12 protein-coding genes are annotated in these 15837 nt (G+C 70.5%); 6 read left to right on the forward strand and 6 right to left on the reverse strand.

The features are described from left to right. The first annotated feature begins 78 nt into the window (after positions 1–78). A complete protein-coding gene (locus OG390_RS22495; protein ID WP_406170498.1) occupies positions 79–975 on the forward strand; it encodes a MerR family transcriptional regulator in 897 nt (298 codons plus the stop codon). 191 nt (positions 976–1166) lie between these two features. Here the strand turns inward: OG390_RS22495 and OG390_RS22500 are convergent, their stop codons facing one another. Both OG390_RS22500 and OG390_RS22505 read right to left on the reverse strand, forming a co-directional pair. Then, complete coding sequence (locus OG390_RS22500) at positions 1167–3002, reverse strand: MFS transporter (RefSeq protein WP_406170500.1); 1836 nt, start codon at positions 3000–3002, stop codon at positions 1167–1169. A 205-nt stretch (positions 3003–3207) separates the two neighbouring features. Then, a complete protein-coding gene (locus OG390_RS22505) occupies positions 3208–6555 on the reverse strand; it encodes a serine hydrolase (protein WP_406170502.1) in 3348 nt (1115 codons plus the stop codon). Between the two features lie 220 nt (positions 6556–6775). Between OG390_RS22505 and OG390_RS22510 the strand changes: the two genes are divergently transcribed. The 3 genes from OG390_RS22510 (at position 6776) to OG390_RS22520 (ending at position 9211) form a co-directional block, all read left to right on the forward strand. Continuing rightward, a complete protein-coding gene (locus OG390_RS22510) occupies positions 6776–7531 on the forward strand; it encodes a GPP34 family phosphoprotein (protein WP_369247303.1) in 756 nt (251 codons plus the stop codon). A 354-nt stretch (positions 7532–7885) separates the two neighbouring features. Then, entirely contained in the window at positions 7886–8743 is an 858-nt protein-coding gene (locus tag OG390_RS22515; protein ID WP_406170504.1) for a helix-turn-helix domain-containing protein, read from the forward strand. Between the two features lie 270 nt (positions 8744–9013). Further along, positions 9014–9211, forward strand: a complete 198-nt coding sequence (locus OG390_RS22520; protein ID WP_406170505.1) for a DUF397 domain-containing protein — start codon at positions 9014–9016, stop codon at positions 9209–9211. Positions 9212–9323: 112 nt separating this feature from the next. On the opposite strand, the gene OG390_RS22525 is transcribed toward OG390_RS22520, so the two are convergent. Beyond that, positions 9324–10163: a hypothetical protein gene (locus tag OG390_RS22525; RefSeq protein WP_406170507.1), complete on the reverse strand. Its 840-nt coding sequence runs from the start codon at positions 10161–10163 to the stop codon at positions 9324–9326. An 81-nt stretch (positions 10164–10244) separates the two neighbouring features. Here OG390_RS22525 and OG390_RS22530 point away from each other — a divergent pair, with 81 nt between their 5' ends. Together OG390_RS22530 and OG390_RS22535 are read left to right on the forward strand one after the other, a co-directional pair. After that, positions 10245–11030 carry an SDR family oxidoreductase gene (locus tag OG390_RS22530; RefSeq protein ID WP_406170509.1) on the forward strand — a complete coding sequence of 262 codons (786 nt, stop codon included), beginning with the start codon at positions 10245–10247 and terminating at the stop codon, positions 11028–11030. Positions 11031–11402: 372 nt separating this feature from the next. Next, positions 11403–12971 (forward strand): sodium:solute symporter family protein, encoded by a 1569-nt coding sequence (locus tag OG390_RS22535; protein ID WP_406170511.1) that lies wholly within the window; start codon positions 11403–11405, stop codon positions 12969–12971. Between the two features lie 115 nt (positions 12972–13086). On the opposite strand, the gene OG390_RS22540 is transcribed toward OG390_RS22535, so the two are convergent. The 3 genes from OG390_RS22540 to OG390_RS22550 form a co-directional block, all read right to left on the reverse strand. Next, positions 13087–14202, reverse strand: a complete 1116-nt coding sequence (locus tag OG390_RS22540) for an ADP-ribosylglycohydrolase family protein (RefSeq protein ID WP_406170512.1) — start codon at positions 14200–14202, stop codon at positions 13087–13089. 154 nt (positions 14203–14356) lie between these two features. Next, the gene (locus tag OG390_RS22545) at positions 14357–14683 is read right to left on the reverse strand and encodes a hypothetical protein (protein ID WP_406170514.1); all 327 of its coding nucleotides are present in this window, start codon (positions 14681–14683) and stop codon (positions 14357–14359) included. Positions 14684–14926: 243 nt separating this feature from the next. Then, positions 14927–15634, reverse strand: a complete 708-nt coding sequence (locus tag OG390_RS22550) for a helix-turn-helix domain-containing protein (protein WP_406170516.1) — start codon at positions 15632–15634, stop codon at positions 14927–14929. Positions 15635–15837: the final 203 nt, after the last annotated feature.

A 15837-nucleotide genomic window follows, 5' to 3' on the forward strand; every position in this document is an offset into this window, starting at 1 on the left:
GTTTGACCTTGCCCCTGGGGCAAGGGGGAACGTCCTGTGTCACCGGGCGGAAGGCGCCCGGTGACGGAGGATGGGCTCGTGCATCAGGAACACGCGCATCGGGGACCGCGACCGGAGCCCGGCCCGGCGGATCAGGAACTGCTCACGATCGGCGCGTTCGCCGCTCGCGCGCGGCTCTCGCCGAAGGCGCTTCGGCTGTACGACCGGCTCGGACTACTGGCTCCGGCGCACGTCGACGAGGTCAGCGGCTACCGCTACTACCGCGCCGGCCAGGTCGAACGCGCCCGCCTTGTCGCGCTGCTGCGCCAGCTCGACATGCCGCTCGCCCGGATCGCGGAGGTGGTCGAGGCGGAGAGCCGGGCCGGCGCCGATCTCCTCGCCGCGTACTGGGCTGACGCCGAGGCACGGTTCGCCGCGCGGCGGACGCTCGCCGAGTACCTCCGTGGACGGCTGTCGGGAAGGAGTTCCGAGATGTACGCGAAGTTCGTGGTCGAGACGGTGGACGTACCGGAGCGGGTGGTGCTGACGGAGACGCGGCACACCCTGGCGGACGAGCTGCCGGTCTGGATTCCGGCCTCGCTGGGGCGGCTGGAGGAGGGCGCGGAACAGTGCGGGGGGATCACCGGTGCGCCCTTCGTCGTCTACTACGCCGAGGTCAGCACCGAAAGCGACGGGCCGGCGGAGACATGCGTTCCCGTCGCCGACGCGGACGCCGCGCGTGCCTGGGCCGAGAAGCAGGGCCTGCCCTGGCAGGCCAAGGTCCGCGTCGAGCCCGCCCAGCGGCTCGCCTACACCCGCATCGCCAAGGCGCAGGTCGCCCACCCCCAGATCCTCGCCGCCTTCGAGGCCGTCGAGGCGTGGATCGCCGAGCGGGGGCTCTCGTACGACGGTCCCTGTCGCGAGGTGTACTTCGCGGACTGGGACGCGGCGGGACCGGAGGACGCGGTGTGTGACGTGGCGTTTCCGGTGAGATGACTTGAGCGGGGTGTTGTTCGCCCCCTCCGCCCCTACCCGTCCCGTCCCTGGGGGCTGCGCCCCCAGACCCCCGCTGAAAAGGCGCGCGGGGAACTGCGCGATCAACCCCCACGCACCCGCAGCCGAAAGGCTGGTCGGGACGGGGAGGGGCGGAGGGGGCGAAAAAACGTTCTGAACCCGGCTCGGGCCGGTCAGCGCAGTTCCTCCGGGCAGGGGGTTCCCCGGGGGAGCTGGTACGGCGCCGCGAGGTGATAGGTGCCCGGCTTCGGGGCCAGTAGCTCCGTCCACTTGTCGCCCGCCGCGGTCTCCTCCGTCGGCATCAGACAACCATGGAGGTTGTCGTACGTCTTCGGTACTCCCTCGGCACGGTTCTTGGACTGCTCCGTCTCCTGCGGCGGCTTCACGCTCTTGCCCTCGGCATCGACGATGCTGAGCCACGGGGAGTACGGGATCCGGATGAGAATGCGGCCCGCCTTCTTCACCTCGAGCGTCAGCTCACCCTGTTCGGCGCGGTCGACGACGGCGTTGGGCTCGGCCAGCTGGACCGGGTCCGTCACCGCGAAGAGCTGCCAGTTCGCGTCGCCCCAGATCTGGCGCAGATACGGCATCCCCCGCTGGACCAGTTCGCGCTCCCGCTCACCGCCGTCCCCGTCCGGTTCGCCCTTAGGCAGCACCACGTAGTGGACGGCCCAGCGCTGCAGCCATTCGTGGTAGTTCGCGGAGTTGAGGGTGTCGTCGTAGAAGAGCGGGTTGCGCTCCATGTCGGCCTGGCGGTTCCAGCCACGGGCGAGGTTGACGTACGGGGAGAGGGCGGAAGCCTCGCGGTGGGAGCGGGCCGGGACGACCTCGACACGGCCCTTCTCGGCGCCCACCACCTGGAGCTGATGGACGAGCGGGGCCAGCTCACGCGCCCAGGACGCCGCCGGGGTCGTATGCACGATGTCGTCGACCGCCTTGAAGCCGATCCACCCATTGAGTCCGATGAAGGCGACGACGATCGCGTACCACTTGCGCGACTTCGGCACGCTGAAGGGCAGGGCCGCCAGCAGCACGACTCCGCCGAACAGCATCGCCATGCGCGAGATGTTGGTGCCGATCTGCGAACTGATCAGCCAGACGCCGAGCACGGAGGCGCCGTACACCGCCGCCGTGATCCGTACCGTCTTCCACTCCTCGGGGACGAGGACGAAGACCAGGACGGAGTACAGGAAAGGCAGGATGACCGAGTAGAAGGCCATCGGCTGGGTGCCGGAGAAGGGGAACAGCCAGGCCGATACGGCGACCACGACGGCGGGCGCGACGCCGAGGGCGTACGCGCCGGGGCGGCGCTTCTGCAGGAACAGGGCCACCGCGACCAGACCGACGAACAGTCCGGCGACCGGCGACGCGGCGGTCGCCAGCGCGGCGAGCGGTGCCGCGCACAGGGCCTTCGCCCAGCGTTTGTAGCGCCAGCGGTAGGGCCAGCAGAAGACGGTGGCGGCCGCGGCGAGCGCGAACACCAGGCCGAGGCCGTAGGTCACCCGGCCCGAGATGGCGTTGCACAAAAGCGCGAAGACGCCCGCGAAGGCGGGCCACAGCGGGTTCTTCACCGCCCGGCTGCGTATCAGGATCATCGTCAGCAGGGCCGCCGAGATCGTCCCCGCGATCATCATCGTCGTACGGACACCGAGCACCGACATCAGATACGGCGACACCACGCTGTACGAGACCGGGTGCATCCCGCCGTACCAGGCGAGGTTGTACGCCGAGTCCGGGTGCCGCCCCACGAACTCCGCCCACGCGTCCTGCGCGGCGAGATCCCCACCGCTGTTCGCGAACGTGAAGAACCAGACGACATGGAGGACACCGGCAAGGACGGTGGCCAGGACGACGGGGTGGTGCAGGAAACGGCTCAGGCGGGTGCTGTGCTCCGGCTTGGACGCTGCGTCCTGCGCTCCGTCAGGGGTAGGGGCGCGCAGCGGTATTCGCGGGCCTGCCCCTGGGCCCGGATCGGCGTCGTCGGCGTGTGTCGGCTCCGCTGTCGCCACTGCAAGGCTCTCCCGTGTCCCGTTGTCCGTTCTGCGCCGGGAGCCACGGCCCACGACCAGCCCCGAGGCCACTCAGCGACGCTAGCACGCACCCCGCCGGGGAGCGCCCCGGGTGGGGCTCCGCCCGCGGGGTGCGGTGCGCCGCTTCGTACCCGGCGTACGTCACCGGTGCGTACCGCAGTACGTCACCGGTGCGTACGTCCGTTCAGCTGACGCGGGTCAGCTTGGCGCCGAGGCCGGGCTCGGCGAGGTCCGACCGGAGCGCGACGGGGATCGTCACGGCGTGAGTGGAGCCGTCGCCGACGGTCAGCCGGCCGACGACCGTGCCGGCCTTGCCGGAGTGCGGGACCGTTTCGCCGTCCTCGTCACCGATCGACAGCTTCGTCTTCAGGCCGGGCCAGCCGACCGCCGTCATGTTCTTGGTGGCGACGACGGGCGTCTTGACGCCGAGCTGGTCGTCCACGTAGCCGACGACGTCGCCCTTCTTCACCACCGTGGCGGAGGTCAGGCTCTGCTGGACCTTGTCGATGAGCTTCTGGCTGTTGGTCAGTGCCAGCTGGAGGCTGTCCCAGACCTTGCCGGTGCCGGCGTTCTGGCCGAGCACCGCGCCGTAGACCGTCTGCGTCTTGCCGTTCACGGTCTTGGTCGCCGCCCACACCAGGTTGCCGCCCGCGGGCGTCGACGAACCGGTCTTCAGGCCGATCACGCCGACCTGCTTCACCAGCAGGTCGTTGTTGTTGTAGATGGGCTTGTCGAGCCCGGGGATCTTCGCGCTGGCCATCGAGACGATGCTGCGGAACACCTCGTTCTGCATCACCGCCTTCGCCAGCTCGAGCTGGTCGGTGGCGGTGCTCACCGTCGTCTTCTGCAGACCGCTCGGGTCCGTGTACGTCGACTTCGTCATGCCGAGCTTCTTCGCCGCGGCGTTCATCTTGCCGACGAAGGTCTTGTTGTCGGAATCCCAACGGGCCAGCAGCCGCGCCGCGTTGTTGCCGGACGGGATCATCAGCATCTGGAGCATCTGGCGCTCCGTGAACTGCTGCCCCTTCGACATCGCCGCCGTCGACTCGTCCGGCAGCTTCGACTCGTCCTCGGCCTGCTGGTCGACGGTGATCTTCTCGCCGCCCTCGTTCCCCTTCAGCGGGTGTTCCTGAAGGATGACGTACGCCGTCATGATCTTGGCGACGCTCGCAATGGGGGCGGGCGTCTGCTTGCCCTCCGTGCCGAGGCTGCCGACGCCCTCGACCTCGATCGCCGACTGTCCCTGCCCCGGCCAGGGCAGGTCGAGTTTGCCGCCCTCGAAGGTGTACGTCTCGTCGGCGGTGAGCGCGAGTGCGGGGGGCGGGAGCGGGCGCACGGCCTGTACTACTGCAAAGATCACCGCGAGCAGCAGGACCATCGGGGTCCAGATCTTGACCCGCCGCACGATCGTCCGGACCGGGGTCTGCGGGGGCGGCGGCGTGTTCGTCAGCTCGGCCAGCAGATCCAACGGGGGCTTCGGCGGCAGCGGCTGCTGGGTGGTGCGCTCGGGCCCGACCTGCGGGAGCGCGGCGGTGGCTGCCGCCGGCTTGTCAGCGATTCCCGGGGCGAGGGCTGCCGCCGGCTTGGTCGCGGTGCCGGGAGGCGGAGTGGCCTTCGGCCTCGCCGGGGCAGCCGGCTCGTCGAGGGGCTTGAGGGCGACGAACTTGCTGGTGCGCTCGGCGTCGGACGCGGGCTTGGTCGCGGGCTTGGTCGCGGGCTTGGTCGCGGGCTTGGTCGCGGGCTTGGTCGCGGGCTTGGTCGCGGGCTTGGTCGCGGGCTTGGTCGCGGGCTTTTCAGTGGTCGGCTTGGAGCCACCGCCCAACTTGAGCATGGTGGTGGGCTGGTCCACGGCCGGGGGCCGGGGTGCCTTGAAGATCGCGGTGGGCTGGTCGACCGGGGGCTCGGGGGTGGTGGAGTCCTTGGCGCCCGTCGAGGTGGCCTTCGGGGACGCCGAGGGCGCCTTCGGGGAGCCTTCGACGGTGCCCTTCGGGCTGGGGGTTGCGTCCTCGCCCGAGGTGTCGTCGTCGGACTTGGACTCGGGCGCACCGCTGGAGGCAGACGCGGAGACGGAGTCCGCGGCGGACGCAGACGCGGCCCGGGCGCCGGAGGCGGACGCGGACGAAGACCCGGCGTCGGCCTCGGAGGCGGAGGTGGATGCCGAGCCGGCGGCGGCCTCGGAGGCGGAGGTGGATGCCGAGCCGGCGGCGGCCTCGGACCCGGCCTCGGACCCGGCCTCGGGGCCGGGCGCGGAGCCGGACGCGGCCTCGGGGCCGGACGCGGAGCCGGAGGCGGCCGCGGTCTCGGCCTCACCCCTGGACTCACCGGCGGCGGCCTCGGACCCGGAGGCGGAGCCGGACGCGGCCTCGGGGCCGGGCGCGGAGCCGGAGGCGGCCGCGGTCTCGGCCTCACCCCTGGACTCACCGGCGGCGGCCTCGGACCCGGAGGCGGAGCCGGAGGCGGAGCCGGACGCGGCCTCGGGGCCGGACGCGGAGCCGGAGGCGGCCGCGGTCTCGGCCTCACCCCTGGACTCACCGGCGGCGGCCTCGGACCCGGAGGCGGAGCCCGACGCGGAGCCGGACGCGGAGCCGGAGGCGGCCACGGTCTCGGCCTCACCCCTGGACTCACCGGCGGCAGAAGCCTCGCCGCCGGCGGACGCGGAGCCCGAGGCGGACGCCGAGGCAGCGCCGGAGGCGGACCCGGCAACGGGCGCGGAGCCGGAGTTGGGCGCAGAGCCCGTCGTGCTCTCGGCCTGGCTTCCGGTCTCGTCGGCGGCCTGCGCGGAGCCGGCGCGGGACGCGGAACCGGCCGCGGTCTCGGCCTTGCCGTCGGACTCGTCGGCGACGGAGTCCTCGTCGGAGGCGGAGTCCCGGCCTTCAACCGCTTCGGCGTCCGAAGCTGCCGCCTCGTCGGACGTCGGCTCGGCCCCCGACCCGGCCGTCGCCGCGGCGCCGTCGGCAGCCGCGTCGGTGTCATCCCCGCGGGAGCCCCCCGCATCGCGCGGCGAGTCCACGCCGGACGTCGCCGCGTCGCCGTCAACGGCATCGGTCGATTCGTCGTCGTCCGCGGCTACGTCGGAGCCCTCGGAGTCCGTGGAGCGCCCCGCGTCGGAGCCCTCGCCGTCCGTGGAGCGCCCCATGGCAGCGTCAGGCGTGTCGCGACCGGACTCCCCGGTGGCCGGGGAGTCGTCCCCGTCGGCCCCGGCCACCCACGCGGCCACGGCCGCCCGCAGTCGGGAGTCGCCCTCGGAGCCCTTCTCGCCGGGCTCGGCGGAGCCCCCCCGCTCGGCCCCCGCCAAGGCCTTCGTGGAGAACACCGCCGTGGCCTGATCCACCCGCACCGTGGCGGCCCGCTCGCGGGCCACCGCCATGCGGGGGTCGACCGAAGCCGGGGCCGGGGTCGAGGCCGACGCGGCACCTCGCGCCGGACCCGGAACCGCGGCCGGGGTCCCCGGCGTCGGTTCTGCCGACGACGCCGACGACTCGTGCTGCTTCGACCTGTCGGGGGACTCGCCCGCCACCGATGCCTCCTCCATGCGGCACACGCGCTCCGTGCGCCAAACCGAACCGTCAAACCCTGCAACCGCCGCCGGACACCGCTGTCCGAACCATGTACCAGTGTCCTGTGTGAGGGCTTAACCCCCGCGGTAGACGAGAACGACATACCTACCGGTTCCACTACATTCCGGTCACGCGCCCTCGACAGACCAATGTGAGAGGGGTCACCCTGTCATTCATCCACGCGGGGAGGCATGGATGGGCAGGAGCCGCAGAACACTTCCGGAGGAGCTTCTGCTGCTGGCGTTGGACCCGACCACGGGTACCACCGCACAGCCGCAGTCGCTCGACCTAGGTCTGGCCGGAGCACAGCTAGTGGAGCTGGCGCTGGCCGGACGGATAGCCCCAGACGGGGATCGTATCGCCGTGGTGGCCCCACGGCCGACTGGAGATCCAACACTGGACTGTGCGTTGGAACTGCTTCGCCGGCGCGGAGCACCCGTACGCGCGGTCAACTGGATTGGCGGACCCCGACTGGGACTTCGCCAGACCTATCTCTCGCATCTGGAGAGGTGCGGCATGGTCCATGCCGTGGCCGGCCAGATGTGCGGGGTATTGCCGACGACTCGCTACCAAGCGACGGACACGGCGATCAGCCGGGAGATCAGGTCCCGGCTGGACAGCGCGATCCGCACCGGCGTCCCGCCGGACCCGCGGACCGCGGCGCTCGCCGCGCTGGCCCATGCGGTCGGTCTCGGCAAGCACCTGTATCCGGGTAATGAGGGACGCTCGTCCCGCTCCCGGCTGCGGGACCTGATCAGGCACGACCCCATGGGCGGTCTCGTGGCTCACGCGGTCATGGACGTCCAGAACGGTGTGGCCGCACAACCGCGCCGCAGCCCGGCACCGGCAGGCCGCCCGGCCACTGCCGGAGTCAGGACCGCACCGGAACCCGCCCGCGGTGTTCCGATGCAACCGCGCCGCGGTTCCATGGCGCGAGCCGTGGCCCACTGAGCCGCAGTCCCATGGCACCCGGCACCACACGCAGTATCAGCACCGCCAGCACGACCAGCACCGCCAGCACGTCAGCGCCGCACCGCAGTCCCCAAGACCGGTTCGGGAGCCGCTGGCTCGCGCGGGGCGATGAGGCCGTACGTCCGGACGACGACACGGCCTCATCGCCCCGCGCGGCCGCATCCGCGCGAGCCTCGACGGAGGCCGGGGCAGCCGCATATACACGCCGGATCCTCGAACTGGCGCCTACCCAGCGCATATCCGCTGTTTCCCAGCGGTAGAAAGCACCTTGGTGGCAGTCTGCTCAACAGCAGATACGCAAAGTACAGGTCCGCAGCCGGAGGTGCACGTCCCGTGGCGTCCAATGTCAATCCCACCGTCCGGCGGCGCCGGCTGGGCCAGGAACTGCGTCGGCTCCGCGAGCTCAAGGGCATGACGGCCGAAGAGGTCGCCGAGCGGCTGCTGGTCTCCCAGTCGAAGATCAGCCGACTGGAGAACGGACGGCGCAGTATCAGCCAGCGCGACGTCCGCGATCTGTGCGGGGTCTACGAGGTCGACGACCACCGGATCGTCGACTCACTGATGCAGATGGCCAAGGACTCGCGCCAGCAGGGCTGGTGGCACTCCTTCGGCGACATTCCGTACAGCGTCTACATCGGGCTCGAAACCGACGCCGCGTCACTTCGCGTCTACGACCCCCAGGTCGTCCCCGGCCTCCTGCAGACCCGGCCGTACGCCGAGGCCCTGATCGCGGGCGCCCTGCCCGAGACCGCGCCCGGTGACATCGACAAGCGGGTCCAGGTACGGCTGAAGCGGCAGGAACGAATCTCCGCCCCCGACAACCCGCTGCGCCTGTGGACCGTCCTCGACGAGGCCGCCCTGCGCCGGGCCGTCGGCAACCGCTCCCTCATGCGCGACCAGCTGGAACACCTCGTCGAGCAGTCCCAACTGCCGCACGTCACCGTGCAGGTGATCCCCTTCGACATGGGGGCGCACCCGGGGCTGAACGGCCAGTACGCGATCCTCGAGTTCCCCGACGCGGCCGACTCCAGCGTCGTCTACATCGAGGGCGTGACCAGCGACCTGTACCTGGAGAAGGCGAACGACGTCCAGAAGTACAGCGTGATGTACGAGCATCTCCGGGCGCAGGCCCTGAACGTGGAGCAGTCGCGTCAGTTCATCGCCGACATCGCGAAGGAGTACGCGCGCTGAGGCCGGGACGGCGGTCCCGCCGAGGCGCATGACGGCAGTCCCGCCGGGAAGGTGCCGGACAATACACCTTCGCCACACCAATGCGGAAGACCCCCATGGAATATGCCATCCAGTCGAGTGAATAGTCGCTTCGTCGGCCGATGTTGGCGAGTAGCGTCGATCACGCCACCGAACAACAACGTTGGCGCAAACCGAGCAGCGGGTTCCGGAGCGAACCAGCAGTGCGGTGACAGCAACTCAGCAACTCAACAACTCGCTACTGGAGCGAACATGGCAATTCAGCAGGGCGCCACCGACACGTGGACCAAGTCTTCCTACTCCACCGGCAACGGCGCCTGCGTCGAGGTCAAGTCCCCGGTTCTCGCGGCGATGGCCGTACGCGACTCCAAGGTCCCCCAGGGCCCCACGCTGGCCTTTCCCGCGGACGCGTGGAATGCCTTCGTGGCCGAGGTGAGCCGGGGCGTTTAAGACCTCGCCCGACACATGACCACAGACAACTTCATACGCGTCACGTACAGAGCCCTCTCGACTGGCCCGCCGTCCCGGCCGAGGGGGCTCGGCCTTACCGAACCCGGCGGGGCTACCTGAGCCGGTCCACGTACCGGTCCGTCCCCGGCACCGTAGGAATGAACGGCGCCACCAGCTCCACCCTCCCCAGCCCCGATTCGCCGACCGCCGTGTCCAACCCTGCGAAGTACTCCTCCCAGCACTCCCGCGGATCCGCTTCCAGGAACCACAGCAGGGTCAGCCGGGTGTCCACGCCCTCGACCTGCTTGACGTACGTCATGCGGTCGCCGGGGAGGGGGGTCGGGCGGAAGACGGTGACCATGGCCGCGGGTGAGCCCGCGAGGCGTTTCGGCAGGTGGCGGGAGCGCAGCCACTCCAGCAACTGGGCGCGCTGCGCGGCGGATTCCGCGTCGACGACTTCCACCACCAGGCCCGCGTACGGGTGGTCGAGGGCGTGGAAGTCGCGGGGACCGGCGGCCCCGTCCCGGTAGACCGTGGCCTCGTGGTCCTGGAAGGCCGTGAAGACGTGCGTACGGTCCTGGTAGACGCGGCCGTCCCGGTTGAGCCGCTTGTTGATGCCGACGGTCCACTTCATGTGGTCGTCGTAGCGGCCTTCGGTGACCCAGTACGTGGAGATGTAGCAGCCCGCGGTGACCGGCTGGGCGATTGCCGACTTCTCCGGGTAGCGCAGGATCTGGAGATCACGGGTAGCCACCCAGCGACGCCCCGCGTACATCCAGGGCATGGCCATCGCGCCGGCGTAGTAGTGGTCGTCCTCGTACCAGCGGTTGTACGCGTACTCGTGGCCCGGGTGCGGTTCGACCATGGTGATCAGGGCGTGGCCCGGGTGGACGCCGTACGGGCCGAGGGCGGCCAGTTCGGCGTACGTCTCGCTGCGGGTCTCCTCCGACATGACGATCCCCTTCCTTCTTCCGCCGGACGCCCATACTCTGACGCTCCGTCAGACAATGCGCCAGAGCTGGGGAGGCTTCCGATGTCACTGCTCGCGGGCAAGACCGTCGTCGTGTCGGGGGTCGGGGCCGGTCTCGGCCATCAGGTCGCGGCCGCCGTGGTGCGCGACGGGGGCAACGCGGTGCTCGGGGCGCGTACGGAGGCGCATCTCGCCAAGTCGGCGGCCGAACTCGATCCGGACGGCGCGCACACGGCCTACCGGGCGACGGACATCACGGACGAGGGACAGTGCGAGGCGCTGGCCGCGCTGGCGGCACAGCGGTTCGGCGGGATCGACGCGGTCGTCCATGTGGCCGCCTGGGACAGCTACTTCGGCGGCCTGGAGGACGCCGACTTCGCCACCTGGCAGTCGGTCATCGACGTGAATCTGCTCGGCACCCTGCGGATGACCCGCGCCTGCCTGCCCGCGCTCAAGTCGCGCGGCGGCGCGGTCGTCATCATCGGCACCCAGTCGTCGGTGGCCGCGCCGAGCCAGGTGCGGCAAGCGGCGTACGCGGCGTCGAAGGGCGCCCTGACGAGTGCGATGTACTCCCTGGCGAGGGAGCTCGGCCCGCATCGGATACGGGTCAACACCGTACTGCCGGGCTGGATGTGGGGCCCGCCCGTCGAGGCGTATGTCCAGTTCACCGCTCACACCGAGGGCGTGCCGGAGGCGGACGTACTGGCCCGGCTCGCCGAGCGGATGGCCCTGCCCGAGCTGGCCACGGACGGGGATGTGGCGGACGCCGCGGTGTTCCTGGCGTCCGACCGGGCGCGCGCGATCACGGGACAGTCGCTGCTCGTGAACGCCGGCGAACTCATGCGGTAGGTACGGCCGTCGCGGCTCCCTTCCCAGTCGCACGGGACCCGCATCCCGTACGCCCGTCGTCTCTGTCGTCCTGCCGATCGCCGCCGATCGTCGTGGCGATCGGCGTGTTGATGTCGCTGACGAAGTGCCCGCTCATCGTGTGTTCCACGTCACGAACACGACAACAGCCCTACGGGTAAAGTAGAGGCAAAATCGTTCTGCTTTCTGATCTGCGTTCATATCTATGACCGCGAGAGGTCTTGACCGGCTGGTCGAACCAGCGGTTCAATCCCCGAAGTCCCCGCTCCCGCACGGGGGCGCCGCCCATGCGCGTACTGGCGAAGTGCCGTCCGGTATCTGCAGGTTCACAAGGCGGACCCCTGGAGGGGGCACATGAACGGTCTCGACTGGGCCGTCCTGGTCGCGTACTTCGGCGTCATGACCGCGATCGGTATCTGGTCCCACAAGCGTGTGGACGATGTCAGCGACTTCTTCACCGCGGGCGGCAAGATGCCGTGGTGGCTGTCCGGCATCTCGCACCACATGTCGGGCTACAGCGCGGTGATGTTCACCGGGTACGCCGGCATCGCGTACACCTACGGCATCACCTCGTACGTCACCTGGGCGCTGCCCATCGCCATCGGCGTCGCCATCGGCGCCAAGGCCTTCGCGCCCCGGCTCAACCGGCTGCGCTCTCGACTGCACGTCGCCTCGCCCCTCGAATATCTCAAGGACCGCTACAACGTACCGACGCAGCAGGCGCTCGCCTGGTCCGGCATCCTGCTGAAGATCGTGGACGTCGGCGCGAAGTGGGCCGCGATCTCGACCCTGCTCACCGTGTTCACCGGGGTCACCCTCACCCAGGGCATCGTCATCACCGGTGGCATCACGGCCGTGTACTGCACGATCGGCGGGCTGTGGGCCGACGCGCTCACCGAACTCGGCCAGTTCGTCATCCAGTTGCTGGCCGGTGTCTCGATGCTGATCATCGCGCTGAACAAGATCTCCGACCAGGGCGGGCTGTCCAAGGCCCTCGACTCGCCGAAGCTGGACGGTCACGGGGACGGCTTCGCGGGCCCCTATCTCACCGTCTTCTTCATCGCGTATCTCTTCATCAAACTCTTCGAGTACAACGGCGGCATGTGGAACCAGGCCCAGCGCTACATGGCCACCGGCAGCGCCAAGCAGGCGACGCGCTCGGCGTTCCTGTCCGCCGGGCTGTGGTTCGTGTGGCCGGTGATCCTCTTCATCCCCATGTGGCTGTCGCCGCTCCTCGTCACGGCGAAGAAGCCCGACGGGTCGGACGCGTACGGCCTGATGACCGAACAGCTGCTCCCGCACGGCCTGTTGGGCCTGGTCGTCGTCGGGTTCTTCTCGCACACGATGGCCATGTGCTCGTCCGACGCGAACGCGATCGCCGCCGTGTTCACGCGGGACGTGATGCCGGTGCTGTCGAAGGCCGCGCGGGCCTGGGACACTCGGACGGGCCTGGTCGCGGGCCGCGTCACCACCGTCGCCTTCCTCGGCTTCTCCATGGCGGTGGCGACGCAGGTCAACTCCCCCACGTTCAAGGACATCATCACGGTCGTCATCAAGTGGGTGGCCGGTCTGATGGGCCCGATCGCGATCCCGTTCATCCTGGGCCTGCTCCGACCGTTCCGTAAGTCCGGCCCGACGGCGGCCCTCACCAGCTGGGCCTGCGGTCTGCTCGCCTTCTTCTTCGTCAACTACAACCTGGACTTCTCCCAGCGCACGGATGTCAAGCTGGAGTACCAGGTCTCCGTCCCGATGGTCATCTCCCTCGTCCTGTACATCCTCATCGGTTTCCTGAAGCCCGAGGACACGCCTGAGCGGGACGCGATCATCGAGAAGATCAACACGGATGACGACGGTGCGGCCTCCGCGGCCGTTCCCGCGCCGGCGGGGGCGCCGGGCGGGGTGGCGACCCCGGTGAAGGACTAGGCGGGTTCCGCACCCGCCGCCCCTGCCCGTCCCTTGGGCTCCGCCCCACATCCCGTTCGCGCAGTTCCCCGCGGCCCCGAAAGGGGCCCGGGGAACTGCGCGAACACCGTAGGCCTCAGCCCCGTGGATACCGGCTCAGCCAGCCGGGCGACGACCCGCCCGGCCCGTGCAACGCCGGGCCCTGCGTCATCTCCATCGCGAAGTCGTCCGCGAGGACCAGCATCGTGGGACGGCCCTCCAGCTCCGCCAGCCAGGCCGGCGGAAGGGCCGTCTCACCGTGCAGTGCCCCCAGCAGTCCCCCGGTGAGGGCGCCCGCCACACCCGAGGGCCCACCCTGGTTCACCGCGAGGCACAAGCCGTGCCGGATGTCCTCGCCGACCAGCGCGCAGTACACCGCGACCGCGAGCAACCCCGCCGCCGTACCCTCCCCGGCGAGCTCCTCGACCCGTCCGGGCGACGGCATTCCTTGCCGTACCGCGCCCAGAGCGTGCTGGAGCGCGTCGGTGACGGGCTCGTGTCCCGGCCGCGCCGCGAGGATCGCGAGGGCTCTCTGCACGGCCGCGTCGAGGCTCTCGCCGCGGGCCAGCGCGTGCACGATCACGGCGTACCCGCCCGCCGAGAGATACGCCGTGGGGTGCCCGTGCGTCTGCGCGGCGCACTCGACGGCGAGCTGCACCACGAGCTGCGGCTCCCAGCCGACGAGCAGCCCGAAGGGCCCGGAGCGGGCGGCTGCCTCGGGCCCGAGCTCGCCGGGGTTCTTGGGCGCGTCCAGCGTGCCCATCGTCTCGTCGCCGAAGCCGAGCAGACAGGGGCGGGCCGGGTCGCGGCGGGCGTAGAGCCACTCCTCGCGGGCCAGCCAGCCGTCCTCCTTGCGGCGCTCGTCGGGCCCCCAGTCGCTCTGGGTGGCCGCCCAGCGGCGGTAGGCCCGGTGCAGATCGGTCGGCGGATGCCAGGCGCCGGTGTCGCGGCGCACCTGGGCACGGATCAGCCCGTCGACGCTGAACAGCGTGAGCTGCGTGAGATCCGTGACGGCGCCGCGCCTGCCGTACCCGAAGGCCAGATCGGTGAGCCCCTCCGCGCCGTACGCCTCCCGGATCTCCGCCAGGCCGAGCCCGTCGACCGGCGCACCCAGGGCATCGCCGAGGGCCGCGCCGAGCACCGTCCCACGCACCCTGCTCCGGAAGTCCTGCTGTTCGGCACGGCCCCAGACGGCACCGGCTGTCGCACCCACCGAGACCTCCCCAGGAACCGCCCGTACGTCCGACAGCTCAGCACTGTAATCGAACGGGAACGGTCGGTTGAGGGGGCGGATCGGTATGCGGAATGTGGCCCAGCAGATCACTTATGACCGGATCTGGGCTTAGCCGTACCCCAGGCCCAGTCCGTCACCACCCCGCCTCCGCCTCGGCCGCCTCCCGGATCGCGCGGATCTCGGTCATGGCCTCTGCCGGGTCCTGCTCCCCCGCGTCCACGATCCGCTCCAGCTCACGCAGCCGGGCGGCTCGCTCCGGATACCGTTCGATCGCGACGAACACGGCCCAGGAGTACACGAAGGCCCGCAGCGGCGCGAGGCTCTGAGTCTGCTGCACGTTCGTCGTGGCTTCGAAGAGGTGCTGCGCGAGCCCCGGTATCCGGCTCGGGGCGATGCGTGTGACCGCTGCCCGCAGCGCGTCCGGGGTCAGCTCGGGCAGGGGAATCAGTGGTCCACTCACTTCCGTGCCCACTACGCCGCCGCGCCGGACAGACGGCAGTCACGGCACCGGCCGGGCCGCTCTGCCCGGAAGGCCCGGTCGCAGCCGTCGCAGGTCTGGAACGGGGCTGGGCGACGGGGACCTGTTGGATCTCGATCCACTGGACCCGGTGGACGTGGTGCGACGGGAAGGGGTGGGGGCAGGAGGGCTGTGAGGCGATGTTCGAGGAATGCCACCGGACGCCGTAGCGGCTCCAGGGGTAGGTCAGCTGTCAGGGTGCGTTGTACGGCAGCGGGAAGCACGCCCCGCTCCAGCCAGGCGGAGACGGCCGGGGCCAGGCGGAGACGGCCGGGGCCAGGCGGAGACGGCCGGGGCCAGGCGGAGACGGCCGGGGCCAGGCGGAGACGGCCGGGGCCAGGCGGAGACGGCCGGGGCCAGGCGGCGTACGTCCTGTTCGGTGAGCAGCAGGCGCGCGTCGTAGGCGCGCAGTCCGACCAGCAGATCGACTGCGGTACGGCGGCTTCGGAGGTCCGTGGTCTCCGGCTCCGCTGCCGACTCCAGCGTCGGTGTCGGTTCGCGGTGGGGTGCGGGCGGCGGTGCGGCCGGACTGGGCTGTGTGGTCTGGGGCTTGTTGTACGAGACCGTGCGGGTCACGATCCTGCCGGAGGGCAGACGCTCCTTGATCCGCGCCAGATAGCCGTGCGTCTCCAACTCACGTAGTGCGGCGGCGATGCGGAGCTCACCCTCGGGAAACCTCGCGGCCAGGGCCTTGATCCCGACCCGAGCACCCTTGGGAAGCGACTGAATGTGGGTGGCCAGGCCGATCGCCGTCAGGGATAAATCAGGGTGCTGGGCGAGGTGGTTTCCGACCACGGTGAAGCGCTCGTTGTGGCGTTCGGTGACGTGATCGACTCCGGCGCCGGAATGGCCGGACCGGGCGCGCGGGGGCGCGCTAGGCTGCTGCTCAGTCATCGGGAAGGCCCTACTCTTCCTCGGTGATCAGGCCCTCGCATTGGGATTGCAGTCCCGGCGGGGGCCGTTTCATGTGTGCGGTTGTTGCGGCCGACGCTGCACCACAACGGCCCCGGCACGCCAGCCGAGTTGGTGATGTTCACCCCTGAGGGTGATCGCCGGGGGTGGCCGGGATGGGGTTGGTTCTTTCCCCGGTTCTTTAC

This window comes from Streptomyces sp. NBC_00996, from assembly GCF_045162675.1.
In the GTDB taxonomy this organism is placed as follows: Bacteria; Actinomycetota; Actinomycetes; order Streptomycetales; family Streptomycetaceae; genus Streptomyces.

What these genes read in the sequence shown, in the direction of transcription:
- OG390_RS22505 (WP_406170502.1), bottom strand. Translation starts at nt 6,555, where the DNA reads ATGGAGGAGGCATCGGTGGCGGGCGAGTCCCCCGACAGGTCGAAGCAG.
- OG390_RS22510 (WP_369247303.1), top strand. Translation starts at nt 6,776, where the DNA reads ATGGGCAGGAGCCGCAGAACACTTCCGGAGGAGCTTCTGCTGCTGGCG.
- OG390_RS22520 (WP_406170505.1), top strand. Translation starts at nt 9,014, where the DNA reads ATGGCAATTCAGCAGGGCGCCACCGACACGTGGACCAAGTCTTCCTAC.
- OG390_RS22525 (WP_406170507.1), bottom strand. Translation starts at nt 10,163, where the DNA reads ATGTCGGAGGAGACCCGCAGCGAGACGTACGCCGAACTGGCCGCCCTC.
- OG390_RS22530 (WP_406170509.1), top strand. Translation starts at nt 10,245, where the DNA reads ATGTCACTGCTCGCGGGCAAGACCGTCGTCGTGTCGGGGGTCGGGGCC.
- OG390_RS22535 (WP_406170511.1), top strand. Translation starts at nt 11,403, where the DNA reads ATGAACGGTCTCGACTGGGCCGTCCTGGTCGCGTACTTCGGCGTCATG.
- OG390_RS22550 (WP_406170516.1), bottom strand. Translation starts at nt 15,634, where the DNA reads ATGACTGAGCAGCAGCCTAGCGCGCCCCCGCGCGCCCGGTCCGGCCAT.